The following is a 16004-nucleotide window of genomic DNA, read 5'->3' on the forward strand; positions in this document are numbered from 1 at the left end:
CCCCCGGCCCTGCCCGACCATGGGACGGAGGTGAACCGATGACCGAAGTGCTTCTGCTGCTCGTCGCCCTGCTGCTCTGTGTCACCTGCGGCGCGTTCGTCGCGGCGGAGTTCTCCCTGACCACGGTGGAGCGCGGCGAGCTCGAACGAGCCGTCGAGCGGGGCGACCGGGGCGCCGCGAGCGCACTGAAGGCCGTTCGAAGCCTCACCTTCCAGCTCTCGGGCGCCCAGCTCGGCATCACCGTCACCAACCTGGTGATCGGCATGCTCTCCGAACCGTCCATCGCCAAGCTGATCCGGAGCCCCGTCGAGGCGGCGGGGCTGCCTCCCGCCGCCGCGTCCACCCTGGCGCTCGTCATCGGTACAGCGCTGTCCACGGTGGTCCTGATGGTGGTCGGCGAACTGGTCCCGAAGAACTGGGCGATCTCCTCCCCGCTGGCCGTGGCCAAGGCGGTGGCCACACCGCAACGAGGGTTCACCGCGTTGTTCCGGCCCTTCATCAGCCACCTCAACAACACGGCCAACCGGATCCTGCGCCGCTTCGGTCTGGAACCGACCGAAGAACTGGCATCCGCGCGCAGCCCGCAGGAGCTGGTGGCACTGGCCCGGCACTCCGCGAAGGCGGGGGCCCTGGAGGCGGACACGGCCGAGCTCTTCGTCCGCACCCTCAACCTCTCGGAGCTGACCGCGGAGAACGTGATGACACCACGGGTCCAGGTGACCGCGCTGGACCTGCACGCGACGGCCGAGAACGTCGCCAACGCCACACGGGCGACCGGTCTGTCCCGCTTCCCCGTCTACCGGGGCAGCCTGGACACCGTGGTCGGCGTGGCCCACATCAAGGACGTACTGGCGATCCCCGCCGACCGGCGGCCCCGCACCCGTGTCTCGGAACTGCTGCGCGAGCCCCTTCTCGTACCGGAGACACTCACCGTGGACCGGCTGCTGGACCGGCTGTCCGGAAGGCTCGCCATGGCCGTGGTCATCGACGAGTACGGCGGGACGGCCGGGGTCGCGACGCTGGAGGACATCGTGGAGGAAGTCGTCGGCGAGGTCCGGGACGAGCACGATCCGCACGAGACGCCCGACCTCGCCGCCGCCGGTGAGGACGCCGACGGGCGGATCCTGTGGTCGGCCGACGGGGCGGCGCGCACCGACCAGCTCCGCAGGATCGGTCTGCGGGTACCGGACGGACCCTACGAGACCCTCGCGGGGCTGATCGCCGCCGAGATCGGACGGATCCCGACGGTGGACGACAGCGTCGAGCTGGCGGGATGGCGGATCGATGTGGTGGACGCCTCGGGCCGCCGTGCCGCGCGGGCCCTGCTGCACGCCCCGCTGCCCGGATCCGAGGACGACCGGACGGAGGACGAACGGTGATCGTTCTCCAGCTCTTCATCGGCCTGCTGACCCTGGTGGCCAACGCCTTCTTCGTCGGCGCCGAATTCGCCCTGATCTCCGTACGCCGCAGCCAGATCGAGCCGGAGGCGGAATCCGGCAACCGGCGGGCGCGGAGCGTCATCTGGGGCCTGGAGCACGTCTCCGCGCTGCTCGCCGCCGCCCAGCTCGGCATCACGCTCTGCACGCTGGTGCTGGGCATCGTCGCCGAACCGGCCATCGCGCACCTGCTGGAGCCGGTGTTCGACGCGGTGGGGGTGGAACACGGGCTGGTCCACCCGCTGTCGTTCGTCATCGCGCTGAGTGTGGCGACCTATCTGCACATGCTGCTGGGCGAGATGGTCCCGAAGAACATCGCGCTGGCCGAACCGGCACGGAGCGCCCTGATCCTGGGTCCACCGCTGGTCGCGATGGCCCGTGCCCTGCGGCCGGTGATCTTCGCGATCAACGCGTTCGCCAACGCCCTGCTCAAACTGTTGCGGGTGGAGACGAAGGACGAGGTCGCCGCGACGTTCTCGGACGACGAACTGGCCCGGCTGGTGCAGGACGCCGGGGCCGCCGGACTCGTCGACGACCGCTCCGCACAACGGCTCCACCACGCCCTGGAGCTGGGCCGTCGGCCGGTGCGGGATGTGGTGATGCCGGTCGACCGGGTGCTGTACGCCAGGGTCGGCACCACCCCGGAGGAGCTGGAACGGCTCTCGTCCGAGTCCGGGTTCTCCCGCTTCCCGGTGATGGACAGCGAGCAGCGCATCCTCGGCTACCTCCATGTGAAGGACGCCCTGGACGCGACGCCCCGCGACGTTCCCTTCCCGGTGACGGCGATGCGGCCGATCGCCCGCGTCCGGGCGGCGACTCCGCTGGACGACGTACTCACCGCTCTGCGGCGCAGCCGGACCCACCTGGCGGCCGTCCTCGACGAGGACGACCGGTTGGCGGGCATGGTCACGATGGAGGACGTGCTCCGCGAACTCGTCGGGCGGCCGCAGTCCCGCTGACCTGCCGACCTGCCGATCAGCTGCCTGGCTCGCTCGGCCGGCCAGCCGGACAGCAGGCCCTCACGGTAGAATCACCGGGTCATGGAACTGAATGCCTCCTACACCAGTCTCGTCGCGGTCGGTGACTCGTTCACCGAGGGCATGTCGGACCTGCTCCCCAACGGCACGTACCGCGGCTGGGCCGACGTCCTCGCCTCCCGGCTGGCGTCCCGGTCCCCCGGTTTCCGGTACGCCAACCTCGCCGTACGCGGGAAGCTCATCGGCCAGATCGTCGACGACCAGGTGGGGGCGGCGGCCGAGCTCCGAGCCGATGTGGTCACGCTCGTCGGCGGACTCAACGACACGCTGCGCCCGAAGTGCGACATGGGCCTGGTCAAGGGGCGACTGGAAGAAGCCGTGGAACGCCTGGCCCCGTCCTGCGGGCGTCTCGTCCTGATGCGCAGCCCCGGGCGCGACGGACCGGTGATGGAGCGGTTCCGCCCCCGCATGGAGGAGCTGTTCTCCCTGATCGACGACCTGGCCGGCCGGCACGGGGCCTCGGTGGTCGATCTCTACGGGGCCCCCTCGCTCGCGGACCCCCGGATGTGGGACGTCGACCGCTTGCACCTCACCGCCGATGGACACCGGCGCGTCGCCGAGGCCGTCTGGCAGACGCTGGGGCTTCCGGCCGAGCTCGACTGGCGGACGCCGTTCCCCGCGACCGCGCCGCCGCGCTGGGCGGCCCGGCGGTCCGAGGACATCCGCTTCGCCCGCCGTCACCTGGCCCCTTGGATCGGGCGACGGCTCACCGGCCGCTCCTCCGGCGACGGCCGCTCGGGCGCACAGTTCGACACCGCGACGGGCAGGGCCTTCTGGATCACTCCCGCGGACGCCGAAGCCCCCGGCCCGGTGACGGCATGGAGCCGCGCCGTCTCTCCCGACGCCACGGTGAGCACACCCGAAGCCGACTGAGCTGACTGAGCTGACTGAGCGACCTGACCAGATGCCGCCGAGGGCTGAGCCTTCGTCCGTTCCTTCGTAGCAAGCCACAAACCAGGGCACGTCGCCGGCCTGCACAAACCGCCAGTAGAATCCCTTTACGTGACTGCTGTGTCTGCGAAGTCTCGCATCCCCAATGTCCTGGCCGGCCGCTACGCCTCTGCGGAGCTGGCCGTCCTCTGGTCCCCCGAGCAGAAGGTGAAGCTGGAGCGTCAGCTGTGGCTGGCGGTGCTGCGCGCTCAGAAGGACCTCGGGATCGAGGTGCCCGACGCCGCGCTGGCCGACTACGAGCGTGTGCTGGACCAGGTCGACCTGGTCTCGATCGCCGAGCGCGAGAAGATCACCCGGCATGACGTGAAGGCCCGGATCGAGGAGTTCAACGCCCTCGCCGGTCATGAGCAGGTCCACAAGGGCATGACCTCCCGGGACCTGACGGAAAACGTCGAGCAGCTCCAGATCCGCCTTTCGCTGGAGCTGATGCGCAACCGCACCGTGGCCGTACTGGCCCGGCTCGGCAAGCTCGCGGCCGAATACCGCGAGCTCGTCATCGCCGGACGCTCGCACAATGTCGCCGCGCAGGCGACGACGCTGGGCAAGCGCTTCGCGACTGCGGCCGACGAGCTGCTGGTCGCCCACGGCCGCCTGGAGGACCTCCTCTCCCGCTATCCGCTGCGGGGGATCAAGGGCCCGGTCGGCACGGCGCAGGACATGCTGGACCTGCTCGGCGGCGACGCGGGCAAGCTCGCCGACCTGGAGCAGCGCATCGCCGGACACCTCGGCTTCGCCGAGGCGTTCACCTCTGTCGGTCAGGTCTACCCCCGATCGCTCGACTACGACGTGGTCACCGCTCTGGTCCAGCTCGCCGCGGCGCCCTCCTCGGTGGCGAAGACCATCCGGCTGATGGCCGGCCACGAGCTGGTGACCGAGGGCTTCAAGCCCGGCCAGGTCGGCTCGTCGGCGATGCCGCACAAGATGAACACGCGCTCCTGCGAGCGGGTGAACGGTCTGATGGTGATCCTGCGTGGCTACGCCTCGATGACGGGTGAGCTGGCGGGCGACCAGTGGAACGAAGGCGACGTGTCCTGCTCCGTCGTCCGCCGGGTGGCGCTTCCGGACGCGTTCTTCGCGTTCGACGGCCTCCTGGAGACCTTCCTGACGGTGCTGGACGAGTTCGGCGCGTTCCCCGCGGTCGTGGGACGCGAGCTGGACCGCTATCTTCCGTTCCTGGCCACCACCAAGGTCCTGATGGGCGCCGTACGGGCCGGGGTGGGCCGCGAGGTGGCCCACGAGGCGATCAAGGAGAACGCGGTCGCCTCCGCCCTCGCGATGCGGGAGCGGGGTGCCGAGCGCAACGAGCTGCTCGACAAGCTCGCCGCGGACGAGCGGATCCCGCTGGACCGCGCGCAGTTGGACGAGTTGATGGCCGACAAGCTCTCGTTCACGGGTGCCGCCGGCGACCAGGTCTCGGCGCTGGTCGCCCGGATCGAGGAGATCACCAAGCAGTACCCCGAGGCCGCGAACTACGCCCCCGGCTCGATCCTCTGACCGGCACCGCCCTCACCGCATGACGCCCGAAGAGCTGAGCGCCGCCCGTGGCCGCATCGTCCCCGATGTGACCGCGGGCGGTCTGCGTGTGCTCTTCTGCGGCATCAACCCGAGCCTGATGACCGCGGCGACGGGCCACCATTTCGCCCACCCCGGTAACCGGTTCTGGCCGGTGCTGCACCGCTCGGGTTTCACGCCCCGGCAGCTGCACCCGTCGGAACAGGCCGACCTTCTCGGCCACGGGCTCGGCATCACGAACGTGGTGGCGCGGGCCACCGCACGGGCCGACGAACTCGACGCTGAGGAGTTCCGGGAGGGTGGGGCTGCTCTGACGGCGAAGGTCCAGCGGCTCGCGCCACAGTGGCTCGCGGTGGTCGGCATCACCGCCTACCGCACGGCCTTCGGGGAGCCCCGGGCCCGCATCGGCCCCCAGGACCGCACGGTCGGCAGCGCCCGCGTGTGGGCTCTCCCCAACCCCAGCGGCCTCAACGCCCACTGGACGGTCCAGAGCATGACCGAGGAATACGCCCGCCTCCGAAACGCCGTGCTCACCCGGCACCCGGCCGACCGGCCTGCCGCCGACCCCACCCCGGCCGGCTGAACTGCCCCTCCCCCGGCCTCACGCGTCCCGGTTGCGGACCGCCCACCATCCCGCCAGGAGCGCTGCTGCCGCCCACACGGCTGCCACCGCCAGGCCGGTCCACGGCCCCAGGCCGTCCTCCGGATTCTGGTGCAGCACCGCCTGTCCCGCGCGGTCGGGCAGATACCGCACCACTGCGGTGGCGACGTCCGCGAACACGAAGGGGACGATCAGAAGAAGCGGTATGAGCAGGCTGAGCACCGCGACCGCGCTGCGCAGGAGCGCTGTGAGACCCGCCGCGAGCAGCGCCATCAGCGCGAGATGGATCCCCCCTCCCCGCTGCTGGGCGGGAAGGCGCGGATGGAGTCGAGGGAGGGTCGTTGGCGGGTGTGCGTGGGCCTTCCTCTGGACGGCATACGCTGGTCGGATGCCCTTCACCGTTCTTCTGGTCGATGACGAGCCCCTGGTGCGCGCCGGTCTGCGTGCCGTGCTGGAGGCCCAGCCCGATATCGAGGTGGTGGGCGAGGCTGCGGACGGCGCCGCGGTCATCCCCCTGGTGAACCGATTGCGGCCCGATGTGGTGGCGATGGATGTCCGGATGCCGCTGATGGACGGCATCGAGGCGAGCCCGGCTGGTGCTGCGTACGGTGCCGGATCCCCCGAAGATCCTGGTGGTGACGACGTTCGAGAACGACGAGTACGTGTATGAGGCGTTGAGAGCGGGGGCCGACGGCTTTCTGCTCAAGCGAGCCAGGCCCGCGGAGATCGTGCACGCCGTGCGTCTGGTGGCCGAGGGGGAATCGCTGCTGTTCCCGGCGGCGGTCCGGCAGCTCGCCGCCGGGTACGGGACGGACAAGGCACGGGCAGCCCTCGACCGGGCGGCGCTCACCGACCGGGAGGCGGCAGTGCTCCGGTTGATGGCCCGGGGGCTGTCGAACGCGGAGATCGCGGCCGACCTCGTCGTCGGGATCCAGACGGTGAAATCCCATGTCAGCTCGGTCCTGGCGAAGTTGGGGGCGCGGGACCGTACACAGGCGGTCATCGCCGCCTACGAGTCCGGATTCGTCGCTCCGGGGTGACCCAGGTTGCGGCTCTATACCGGCTTCCCTCGCTGGTCGCAGGGCTCCCGGCCAACGAGTACGATCCGGCAGACATGCGCACGAGCTGGGAGGACATACCGTGGGCCGGCTGACCGGTGGGGACCCGTCGCTGTTGCGGCGGATCAATTCCGCGGTAGTGCTGCACGCCCTGAGGGGGGCCGACGCGCCGACGCTGACGGACCTGACACGGATCACGGGGCTGTCCCGGCCGACGGTCGAAGGGGTCGTCGAGGGGCTGTTCGAAGCAGGACTCGTGGTCGAGGCCGTGCCCGACGAGAGTGAGGCCCGGCGCCAGGGGCGTCCTGCCCGCAGGTTCCGTTTCCGGGCCGAGGCGGGGCACCTCCTCGGGGTGGAGATCGGCCCGCACCGGGTGTCGGCGCTCATCTCGGGGCTCGACGGCCGGATCGTCGGGGCGGGCTCCCGCGCGGTGTCGGAGAGCGCCGGCGCGGACGACCGGCTCGACCAGGTACGGGCCGTCATCGCGGACGTGCTGCGGCGCACCGGGGTGGCCCGGAGCAGTCTGCGTGCCGTCGGTGTGGGCAGTCCCGGGATCGTGGAGGCCGACGGCACCGTGCGGCTGGGTACGGCCTTGCCGGACTGGACCGGCCTCGCGCTCGGGGAGCGGCTCCGCCGTTCGTTCCGCTGCCCCGTGCTGGTCGAGAACGACGCCAACGCCGCAGCGGTGGCCGAGCACTGGAAGGGCGCGGCCACCGATTCCGATGACGTGGTCTTCGTGCTGGCGGGGCTGAGCCCCGGAGCGGGGTCCTTGATCGGCGGGCGTCTGCACCGGGGGTTCGGCGGGGCCGCCGGGGAGATCGGCGCTCTACACCTGCTGGGCAGGGACGTGACGCCGGAGCATCTGCTGTCGACGACGGACACGCCGCTGGACCCGCTGGACGAGCATGCGGTGGCCGCGGTGTTCGCCAAGGCCCGGGAGGGCGACGCGAGGGCCCAGGCAGCGGTCGAGCGGTTCCTCCAGCGGCTGGTGCACGATGTGGCGGCGCTGGTGCTGGCTCTCGACCCGGAGCTGGTTGTGGTCGGGGGCTGGGCCGCCGGACTGGACGGGGTGCTGGAACCTCTCCGCCAGGAGCTGGCCCGCTACTGCCTGCGCCCGCCCCGGGTGACCTTGTCGCTGCTCGGAGAGGCCGCCGTCGCGACAGGGGCGCTGCGGCTCGCCCTGGACCACGTCGAGGAGCAACTGTTCGCCGTCGACGGGGCCGTTACCGCCCGCCGCTGACGATCCGCCGCCGCCCGCCCGGAGAGGGCCGGGTCGCGGATGCTGTACAACACGTGCCCGCCGTTTCTCCCGAGGGCCGGAGTCCTCGGGAGAAACGGCGGGCGTGGGCCGAGCGGGCCGGGGGCGTCAGGAGGCCTGGCGCTCCGGCTGATCGTCGTGGCTGATCTCCAGCGCGCCGGAGTCCCCGAAGGTGAGTCGGCAGGTGTCCGCGCGGTAGGTGGCGACGGACACGGCCGCCGTGCCGTCCACGGTGAAGTAGCGGGTGGTGACGACGAGGACGGGGGCGCCGGGGAGCCGGTCCAGTTCCTTGGCGTCGTCCGCCCGCGCGGAGCCGAGCTCCACCGAGCGGTCCTGACCCTGCAGTCCGAGCCGGTGCAGCTCGCGCAGCACACTGCGGGCGCGGACGGCACCGGACGGGGCCTCGATGGCGGAGAGGTCGGGCACCGAGGTGGCGGGGATGTAGAGGAGTTCCGCCGCTACCGCCTGCCCCTGGGTGTCACGGATACGGCGCACCACGTGCACCGGTTCGGCGGGGTTCGTTCCGAGCATGGCGGCCACCGCCGCCGGGGCCTTGTCCATGGTGCTCTCGACCGGCTGCCAGGCCTCGCCGCTGACACCGCCCGTCCATTCGTGCTGGGCGGTGGAGACGGCGATGCCCACGCGCGGCGGGGCGACGGTCGTCCCGACTCCACGACGGCGCTGCAGCCTGCCTTCGAGTTCGAGCTGCTCCAGAGCCTGCCGGAGCGTGGCTCGCGCGACACCGAACCGCGCCGCGAGGTCCCGCTCGTTGGGCAGGATCTCCCCCACCGCAAAGTCCGAGTCGAGTGCCTCACTGAGCACGGTCTTGAGGTGCCAGTACTTCGGCTCCTGAACCGATTCCAGCTGCGTGGTCCCCACCCTGTCCTCCGCAATCACCCAAGCGTCTTTTTCCGCGACGTTATTTATTAAAGGTTCCTGTCTTAAGTGGAGACCCTAGGACGGCATACCCCCTTGGTCAAGACCAATACTTATTCCGTAACGGAGCGAAACGGGACTCTGGCGCAGAGTGTTCACACGGCGTTCGTGGCGCCGTGAGGCGCGCGCAGCGCAGAGCCCCGCCATCGCGACGGATGACGGGGCTCTGACCAGGCCCGCGGCGAACTCGCGGGACCACCGGGTCGGGGTGGGCCGGTGGTGCTTTTGGCTATGCGACGGGCAACCCGGAGAGTTTGTCCGGATTGCGAATGATATAGGCGCATTGAATGACACCTTGGCTGACTTCGATCTGAAAAACGGTGTCGGGCCTGCCCTCGACGAAGTAGACGGCGGCGGGGCCGCCGTTGAGCTCCACGATGCGGACCTCCCCGTCCGGGCCGAGGTCCCGGGCCACCGCGAAGAGGAAGGCCTCCCGGAGCACGAACACCGCGCGCTCCAGCGGCGAGAGCGATTCGAGGACGACCAGCACGGCGAGCGAGACGGAATCGGCGAGAACGGCGCGTTCCGCGGTGTCGGGCACGACCGGGCCGAAGTCCGTGACCACCGGCTCCGGCAGCCAGGCCCCGCGAACGACTCCCGGCGCGACTGCAGGTGCCGGAGCCGGTCGATGGCCAGCCGGGTGGTGATCCGCACCAGGAAGGCCCGTGGCTCCCGGATGTCCTCGCGCGCCGCCGACGACCACCTCAGCCACGTTTCCTGGACCACGTCCTCGGCGCCGGCGATGCGGCCGAGCATGCGATAGGCGACACCGGTGAGAACGGGCCGGTGTTCTTCGAAGAGCTCGGTCGCGGTACAGGCGGCCATCAGCCCATCCCAGCCCACGGGTCACCTGCCGTCCAGCGGGAATCGCCCGGCCTCTTGAACTCCAAGCTACTCGGCGGTAATTGTTGTTGACGAGATGTCTACCAAAATCCAGGGAGCGGCAGCATGACCACCACGGTCCCCTTCACCGTCGCAACGGCCGACGGTCCCCGTACGGTCTCGGTCGCGTACGAACGGACCGGCTCGGGCGAACCGTTGCTGCTCCTGCACGGCATCGGGCACCACCTGAGGGCCTGGGACCCGGTGACCCGGATCCTGGCCGCCGAGCGTGAGGTGATAGCCGTGGACCTGCCCGGCTTCGGCACCTCGCCCGCGCTGCCGGACGGAGTTCCGTACGATCTCGCGACCGTCGGCCCGGCGCTCGGAGCCTTCTGTGCCGAACTCGGCCTGGACCGCCCTCATGTGGCCGGAAACTCGCTGGGCGGCCTGCTCGCACTGGAGCTGGGCCGCACCGGGCTGGCGCGATCGGTGACCGCACTGTCCCCAGCGGGCTTCTGGACCGAGGCGGAACGGCGCTACGCCTTCGGCACCCTGCGGACGATGCGGCGGAGCGCACTGGCCCTGCCGGTGCCGCTGATCGAGCGCCTGTCGCACAGCACGGCCGGACGGACGGCTCTCACCAGCACCATCTACGCCCGGCCCGGGAGGCGTTCACCGGAGGCCGCCGTCGCCGAGACGCTCGCCCTGCGCGGAGCGACCGGCTTTCACCAGACGCTGGAGGTCGGCCGGGGCGCGTTCTTCAGCGAGGACGTGAAAGGCATCCCCGTCACCATCGCCTGGGGCACCCGCGACCGGATCCTGCTGCGCAGGCAGGGGGTCCGCGCCAAACGAGTGATCCCCGACGCCCGGCTCGTGCGGCTGCCCGGCTGTGGGCACGTCCCGATGAACGACGCCCCGGCGCTCGTGGCCCGCGTCATCCTGGACACCAGCCGCTGAGCCGGCCGCTGCGCGGCTGCGGAGCGGCCGGCTCCGTCGACGGCACCGTGCCCCTCGTCCTGGGCCACGCCCATATCACCCCCGGCGACATCGCCCAGGGAGGCGCCGCGCCGGCGGACGCGTGGCGTTCCGGCGGGCCGGGCCCGACTGACGGGCACCGTTCACCCGGGGTTGGGGCTCCGGCCGCCGCAGGGCACTAGGCATGGGCGGAGACCGGCGCCGGACCACGATCTTCTCGCGAACGGCGCACCGCCAGCACACCTCCCCGGAGGCGCTTCGATGCCCTACCGTCCGCACCGTCCGCGTGTTCCCTCGCCCGGCCGCCGCGCCGTCCTGCGCGGCTCGCTGATCGCCCCGGCGGCGGTCGCCCTCTCGCCCGCCACCGCTTCGGCGGCGCCCTCGCTGCACCTGCAGGGGCGGCCCGAAGCGTCCTGGGGTGTGCAGGTGGGCAGCGTCACCGGCTCGTCGGCGCTCCTGTGGGTGCGCTCGGACCGGCCGGCCCGGATGCTGGTGGAGACCTCGGCGACCGGGTCGTTCCGGCGGGTCCGCAGGTGGCACGGGCCGTTGCTCGGCCCCGGAACGGACTTCACCGGCACCACACCGCTGTACGGCCTAACGGCGGGCGAGCAGGTGCACTATCGGGTGACGCTCGCCGATCCGGGCGATCCGCGCCGTACCGGCAGGCCGGTGTCCGGGACGTTCCGTACCGCTCCGGCCCGGCGCCGGTCCGGGGTGCGGTTCCTGTGGTCGGGCGACATCGCGGGGCAGGGATGGGGTATCAATCCGGGCATCGGCGGCTACCGCGTGTACGAGGAGATGCGCCGCCTGGACCCGGACTTCTTCCTGTGCAGCGGCGACAGCATCTACGCGGACGGCCCGCTGGAGCCGAGCGTGACGCTGCCGGACGGCCGGGTCTGGCGCAATGTCATGACCGAGGAGAAGGCGAAGGTCGCCGAGACGCTGGACGAGTACCGGGGCAACTTCCGCTACAACCTGCTCGACCGGAACGTCCGGCGCTTCAACGCACAGGTGCCATCCGTCGTGCAGTGGGACGACCACGAGGTACGCAACAACTGGTATCCCGGCCAGATCCTCGACGACGCGCGTTACACCGAGAAGAACGTGGACATCCTCGCGGCACGCTCCGTCCGCGCCTTCCGCGAGTACGTGCCGCTCGCGCCCTCGTACGGTCCCGGGCGCCGTTCGCGTATGTACCGGGTCGCCCACCACGGGCCGCTGCTGGACGTGTTCGTGCTCGACATGCGTTCGTACCGCAACGCCAACTCCCCGGGCCGGGAGCCCGACGACACGACGGGCATCCTGGGCGCGGAGCAGCTGCGGTGGCTCAAACGCTCGCTCGCAGCCTCCCGGGCGGAATGGAAGGTGATCGCCGCCGACATGCCGCTCGGCCTGGTGGTTCCCGACGGCGCGACGGACTTCGAGGCGGTGGCGCAGGGTGACCCCGGGGCGCCGCTCGGGCGGGAGCTCCAGATCGCCGAACTGCTCCGGTTCATCAAGCACCGCGGAATCACCGGCACCGTGTGGCTGACAGCGGATGTGCACTACACCTCGGCCCAGCACTACGCGCCGGAGCGGGCGGCGTTCAAGGACTTCGCCCCGTTCTGGGAGTTCGTGTCGGGCCCGCTGGCGGCGGGCGGCTTCCCGGCCAACGCGCTTGACGGCACCTTCGGCCCCGACCGGGTCTTCGTACGGGCCCCCGACCGGGCCAATGTCTCACCGATGGAATCACCGCAGTATTTCGGCGAGGTGGAGATCGACGGCGACAGTGCGGAGCTGACGGTACGTCTGCGGGCCGAGGGTGGATCGGTGCTGTTCACCAAGGTGCTGAGGCCTGGTCTCACCGGGCAGTGAACGGCGGTTCCTGGACAGCCGAAGACTGCCGCGAGGGCCGTTGCCACCGGCGCTGGCCGGGAGAGCGCGGGCGAGGTGGGCGGGGCGATGCATCTCGCGCCGGCCTACGGGCTCGGCGCCCGGCACGCGGCACGCGGCACGCCGAGGACCGTGCGGTGGCGGTGGACGCCCTGCGATACGGGCGAGCTCCCGCCGCTAGCAGGGCCGGCGACGGCAGCGGAGCGCGAGGGCGCATCCCAGACGGTCCGCCAGGCCGCCCGGCTGCTCGCCGCCTTCCCCGCCGAGGCGGAGGAAACCGCACTCGGGGCCCCTCGCCCCGGCCGGAAGGATCAAGGAGCGGCCGATCATGGAATCTGACCGAAAACGACAATAGGCGACCAGATCAACACGTAACCCATCAGTCACAAGGCGTTCGTGATCAGGCAACACCGTTCGTTCACAGTGCGGATATGACTGATGTGACCTCCGCGAAGAGCGCCCGCCGTCCGCACCACTGGCGGCGGGACCTTATCGAACTGGCCGCCCTGTTCACCGCCGTAGCCGTGGCCGACGCCATCGCCAACCTGATCGGACACCAGCCGGACGGGCCCTATCTGCTCGTCGCGTCGGCGGTGGCGCTGGTGGCCACCGCGGCGTTCCACACCTGGTGGGCGCGACGGCACAGTCACGCTCCCCCGTCCGGTGAGGCGGGTGAGACGGGCGAGGCCGGGAACGGCGGCGCGGCCGGAAGCAGCGGTGCGGGCGGGATCGCCGAGGCCGAGGAGACCGTGCTGTGGCGGATGCGGACGACGGTGTGCGACGCACCGGGCAGTCTGGCCGCACTGTGCCTGGCCCTTTCCGGGCTGCGGGTGGACATCCTCACGCTGGGGACCCACCCGCTCGCGCGGGGGACCGTCGACGAGTTCCTGCTGCGGGCCCCGGTCTCGCTCCAGGCGCAGGAGCTGTCCCGGGAGATCGCGGCCGCCGGCGGCACGTCCACCTGGATCGAGCGGGCGGACGCCCACGACCTGGTCGACATTCCGACCCGGGTGCTGTCGCTGGCCACCCGGACGGCGCTCGACGCGGCCGAGCTACCGCTCGCCCTGCGCCAGTTGCTCGGCCGGTGCACCATCCGCTCGCTGCCCACCGTCACCGTCACCGGCCGCGCGACCGGGGAGAGCGCCCCGGTCGAGGGCGTGCTGGAGGAGACGGTGATGCGGCTGCGGGACCCGTCCGGCGGTGTGCTCTCCGTCGAGCGGCCCTATCTGCCGTTCACGCCGACGGAGTTCGCGCGGGCCCGTGCCCTGGTCGAGCTCGACGCCCGGCTCGGCCCGCGGGTGCCGCGCAGCGAGGACGTCCTCACCCTGCCCGAGGGCAACGAGATCACCGTGCGCCGCGCGGACCGCGGTGATCTCGCCGCCGCCCGCGCCATGCACGACCGCTGCTCGCAGCGCACCCTGCGCCTGCGCTACCACGGCCCCGTCCGGGACGCGGACCGCTACCTCGACCATCTGCTGAGCCCCCGCTTCGGCCGCACCCTGGCGGTGCAGACGGCCTCCGGCAAGCTGGTGGCGCTGGGCCATCTCCTCTGGGACGGCGACGAGACCGAGGTCGCCCTCCTCGTCGAGGACGACTGGCAGCGCCGGGGCATCGGCTCCGGGCTGCTCGGCCGCCTGGTGGCCCTCGCCGTGGAAGCGGGCTGCGACAGCGTGTACGCGGTGACGCAGTCCCACAACACCGGGATGGTGGCGGCGATGCGCGCGCTGGGGCTGCCCCTCGACTACCAGATCGAGGAGGGCACGCTCGTCATCACCGCCCGGCTGACGACCGGGCTGACGACTGAAGGGGCCGCTCGGCCTTCCGTGTCGGCGGAACAGGCCCGTCGCTGAGCGCCTGGCACAGATCCGCCCACAGGTCCTCGACGTCCTCCAGGCCGACCGACATCCGCAGCAGCCGGTCGCCGACACCGGACGCCTGCCGGTCTCCCTCCTCCACAATACGGTGGCTGATGGAGGCCGGGTGCTGGATCAGCGAGTCCACGCTGCCGAGGCTGACGGCGGGCGTGATGAGCCGCACCCCGGCGATCACCCGGTGCGGGTCCCCGTACACCTCGAAGGAGATCATCGCGCCGCCGATCCGCGGGTAGTGCACCTGGGCGACCCGCGGGTCGGCGGTGAGCCTGCGGACGAGTTCGACGGCGCTCGACGAGGCCGCCCGTACGCGTACCGGAAGCGTGGACAAGCCGCGCAGCAGCAGGTAGCCGGCCAGCGGGTGCAGCACTCCGCCGGTGGCGAACCGCACCTGGCGCAGTGTGGCGGCGAACTCCTCGTCGCAGGCGACGACGCCGCCCATGACGTCCCCGTGGCCGCCGAGGTACTTGGTGGCGCTGTGCAGGACGATCCGCGCGCCGTGTTCGACGGGGCGCTGCAGAACGGGGGTGGCGAAGGTGTTGTCGACCAGTAGCGGCACGGATCCGCAGGCGTGGGCGACGGCCCGGATGTCGATCTCGGCCAGCGTCGGGTTGGCCGGCGTCTCGACCATCACGAGCCCGGTGTCCGGGCGGATCGCGTCGGTGATGCCCGCGGGATCGGTCCAGGTCACCTCGGTGCCGAGCAGCCCGGCGCCGAGCAGATGGTCACTGCAGCCGTAGAGCGGGCGGACCGCGACGACATGGCGCAGCCCCTGGCTCGCGCGGGCGAGCAGCACCGCAGTGAGCGCCGCCATCCCGCTGGCGAAGGCGACCGCGCTCTCGGCGCCCTCCAGCCGGGCGAGCGCCGTCTCGAAACGGCCCGTGGTCGGGTTGTCCAGCCGGGCGTAGACGGGCGGCCCGTCGGGCCGGGCCCCGGTGGTGGCGAAGGCGTCGATCCGCATCGCCTCGCCGCGCGAGTCGTAGGAGGGGTAGGTGGTGGACAGGTCGATCGGCGGGGCGTGCACGCCGAGGGAGGCGAGGTCGTCGCGTCCGGCGTGCACGGCTTCGGTGGCGAGAGCCCTGGACGGGGTGGGGGCGGGGGGCGTCAGCGAGACTTCGTTGTCCATGCCGCCACTCTGAACAGCTACCGGTTCGTAGCGCTAAAACCCCGTGCTACGTTCGCCATATGGCTGATTCTGTCGCTCTGGATCCGGTGGACCTGCAGATTCTGCGGCTGCTGCAGAACGATGCGCGGACCACGTACCGCGAGCTCGCGGCCGAGGTCGGCGTGGCCGCTTCGACGTGTCTGGACCGGGTGGCCCGGCTGCGCCGTTCCGGGGTGATCCTCGGGGATCAGCTGCGCCTCGATCCGGCGAAGCTCGGCCGGGGACTCCAGGCGCTGCTCCTGGTGCAGGTCCGGCCGCACCGCCGGGAGCTCATCGGGCCGTTCGTCGACCGCGTCAGGTCCCTGCCGGAATCGCGTGCGCTGTTCCACCTCACCGGTCCCGACGACTATCTCGTGCAGGTCGCGGTGGCCGACGCGGCGGATCTGCAGCGGCTGGTCCTGGACGAGTTCACCTCGCGCCGGGAGGTGGCCCGGGTCGACACCCGGCTGATCTTCCAGCAGTGGGACTGCGGGCCGCTGCTGCCTCCCTCCGGAGGCTGACGCACCAGGC

At 71.5% G+C, this 16004-nt stretch carries 13 protein-coding genes and 3 pseudogenes; 12 read left to right on the forward strand and 4 right to left on the reverse strand.

The genetic code is table 11. The annotated features are described in order from the left end of the window. The first annotated feature begins 38 nt into the window (after window positions 1–38). From B9S58_RS30355 to mug, 5 genes are all read left to right on the forward strand, one after another. Window positions 39–1379, forward strand: coding sequence for a hemolysin family protein (locus tag B9S58_RS30355; protein WP_103535150.1), 1341 nt, complete (start codon window positions 39–41; stop codon window positions 1377–1379). Continuing rightward, window positions 1376–2395 (forward strand): hemolysin family protein, encoded by a 1020-nt coding sequence (locus tag B9S58_RS30360; protein ID WP_103535151.1) that lies wholly within the window; start codon window positions 1376–1378, stop codon window positions 2393–2395. Before B9S58_RS30355 ends, B9S58_RS30360 begins: the two co-directional genes overlap by 4 nt. Window positions 2396–2476: 81 nt before the next feature. Next, window positions 2477–3346: an SGNH/GDSL hydrolase family protein gene (locus B9S58_RS30365; protein WP_103535152.1), complete on the forward strand. Its 870-nt coding sequence runs from the start codon at window positions 2477–2479 to the stop codon at window positions 3344–3346. Between the two features lie 129 nt (window positions 3347–3475). Next, window positions 3476–4918, forward strand: coding sequence for an adenylosuccinate lyase (purB, locus tag B9S58_RS30370; RefSeq protein ID WP_181009512.1), 1443 nt, complete (start codon window positions 3476–3478; stop codon window positions 4916–4918). Between the two features lie 19 nt (window positions 4919–4937). Beyond that, on the forward strand, window positions 4938–5519 hold the full coding sequence (mug, locus tag B9S58_RS30375) for a G/U mismatch-specific DNA glycosylase (RefSeq protein ID WP_103535154.1): 582 nt from the start codon (window positions 4938–4940) through the stop codon (window positions 5517–5519). 18 nt (window positions 5520–5537) lie between these two features. On the opposite strand, the pseudogene B9S58_RS30380 reads toward mug, so the two are convergent. Continuing rightward, a pseudogene (locus tag B9S58_RS30380) lies at window positions 5538–5837 on the reverse strand (ABC transporter permease); the annotation flags it as partial. An 88-nt stretch (window positions 5838–5925) separates the two neighbouring features. On the opposite strand from B9S58_RS30380, the pseudogene B9S58_RS30390 reads away from it, so the two are divergent. Both B9S58_RS30390 and B9S58_RS30395 read left to right on the forward strand, forming a co-directional pair. Then, window positions 5926–6577: pseudogene (locus tag B9S58_RS30390) on the forward strand (response regulator). Window positions 6578–6677: 100 nt separating this feature from the next. Further along, window positions 6678–7835, forward strand: a complete 1158-nt coding sequence (locus B9S58_RS30395; RefSeq protein WP_103535155.1) for an ROK family transcriptional regulator — start codon at window positions 6678–6680, stop codon at window positions 7833–7835. Window positions 7836–7961: 126 nt separating this feature from the next. Here B9S58_RS30395 and B9S58_RS30400 read toward each other — a convergent pair whose 3' ends face one another. Both B9S58_RS30400 and B9S58_RS30405 read right to left on the reverse strand, forming a co-directional pair. After that, complete coding sequence (locus B9S58_RS30400; protein ID WP_103535156.1) at window positions 7962–8732, reverse strand: GntR family transcriptional regulator; 771 nt, start codon at window positions 8730–8732, stop codon at window positions 7962–7964. 286 nt (window positions 8733–9018) lie between these two features. Then, window positions 9019–9614, reverse strand: a pseudogene (locus B9S58_RS30405) (sigma factor). Between the two features lie 123 nt (window positions 9615–9737). Between B9S58_RS30405 and B9S58_RS30410 the strand changes: the two are divergent. The 4 genes from B9S58_RS30410 (at window position 9738) to B9S58_RS30425 (ending at window position 14308) form a co-directional block, all read left to right on the forward strand. Further along, window positions 9738–10568: an alpha/beta fold hydrolase gene (locus B9S58_RS30410; RefSeq protein WP_103535157.1), complete on the forward strand. Its 831-nt coding sequence runs from the start codon at window positions 9738–9740 to the stop codon at window positions 10566–10568. A 279-nt stretch (window positions 10569–10847) separates the two neighbouring features. After that, entirely contained in the window at window positions 10848–12440 is a 1593-nt protein-coding gene (locus B9S58_RS30420) for an alkaline phosphatase (protein WP_103535158.1), read from the forward strand. Between the two features lie 87 nt (window positions 12441–12527). Further along, window positions 12528–12797 (forward strand): hypothetical protein, encoded by a 270-nt coding sequence (locus B9S58_RS37625; protein WP_146063584.1) that lies wholly within the window; start codon window positions 12528–12530, stop codon window positions 12795–12797. A 101-nt stretch (window positions 12798–12898) separates the two neighbouring features. Continuing rightward, window positions 12899–14308 carry a GNAT family N-acetyltransferase gene (locus tag B9S58_RS30425; protein ID WP_103535159.1) on the forward strand — a complete coding sequence of 470 codons (1410 nt, stop codon included), beginning with the start codon at window positions 12899–12901 and terminating at the stop codon, window positions 14306–14308. Here the strand turns inward: B9S58_RS30425 and B9S58_RS30430 are convergent. Further along, window positions 14229–15455 (reverse strand): PLP-dependent aspartate aminotransferase family protein, encoded by a 1227-nt coding sequence (locus B9S58_RS30430; protein ID WP_103535160.1) that lies wholly within the window; start codon window positions 15453–15455, stop codon window positions 14229–14231. The two genes, B9S58_RS30425 and B9S58_RS30430, sit on opposite strands and share 80 nt — an antisense overlap. A gap of 59 nt (window positions 15456–15514) precedes the next feature. Between B9S58_RS30430 and B9S58_RS30435 the strand changes: the two genes are divergently transcribed. Continuing rightward, window positions 15515–15994, forward strand: coding sequence for an Lrp/AsnC family transcriptional regulator (locus B9S58_RS30435; protein WP_103535161.1), 480 nt, complete (start codon window positions 15515–15517; stop codon window positions 15992–15994). The last annotated feature ends 10 nt before the right edge of the window (window positions 15995–16004 follow it).

Source organism: Streptomyces sp. SM11, from assembly GCF_002910905.1.
In the GTDB taxonomy this organism is placed as follows: domain Bacteria; phylum Actinomycetota; class Actinomycetes; order Streptomycetales; family Streptomycetaceae; genus Streptomyces.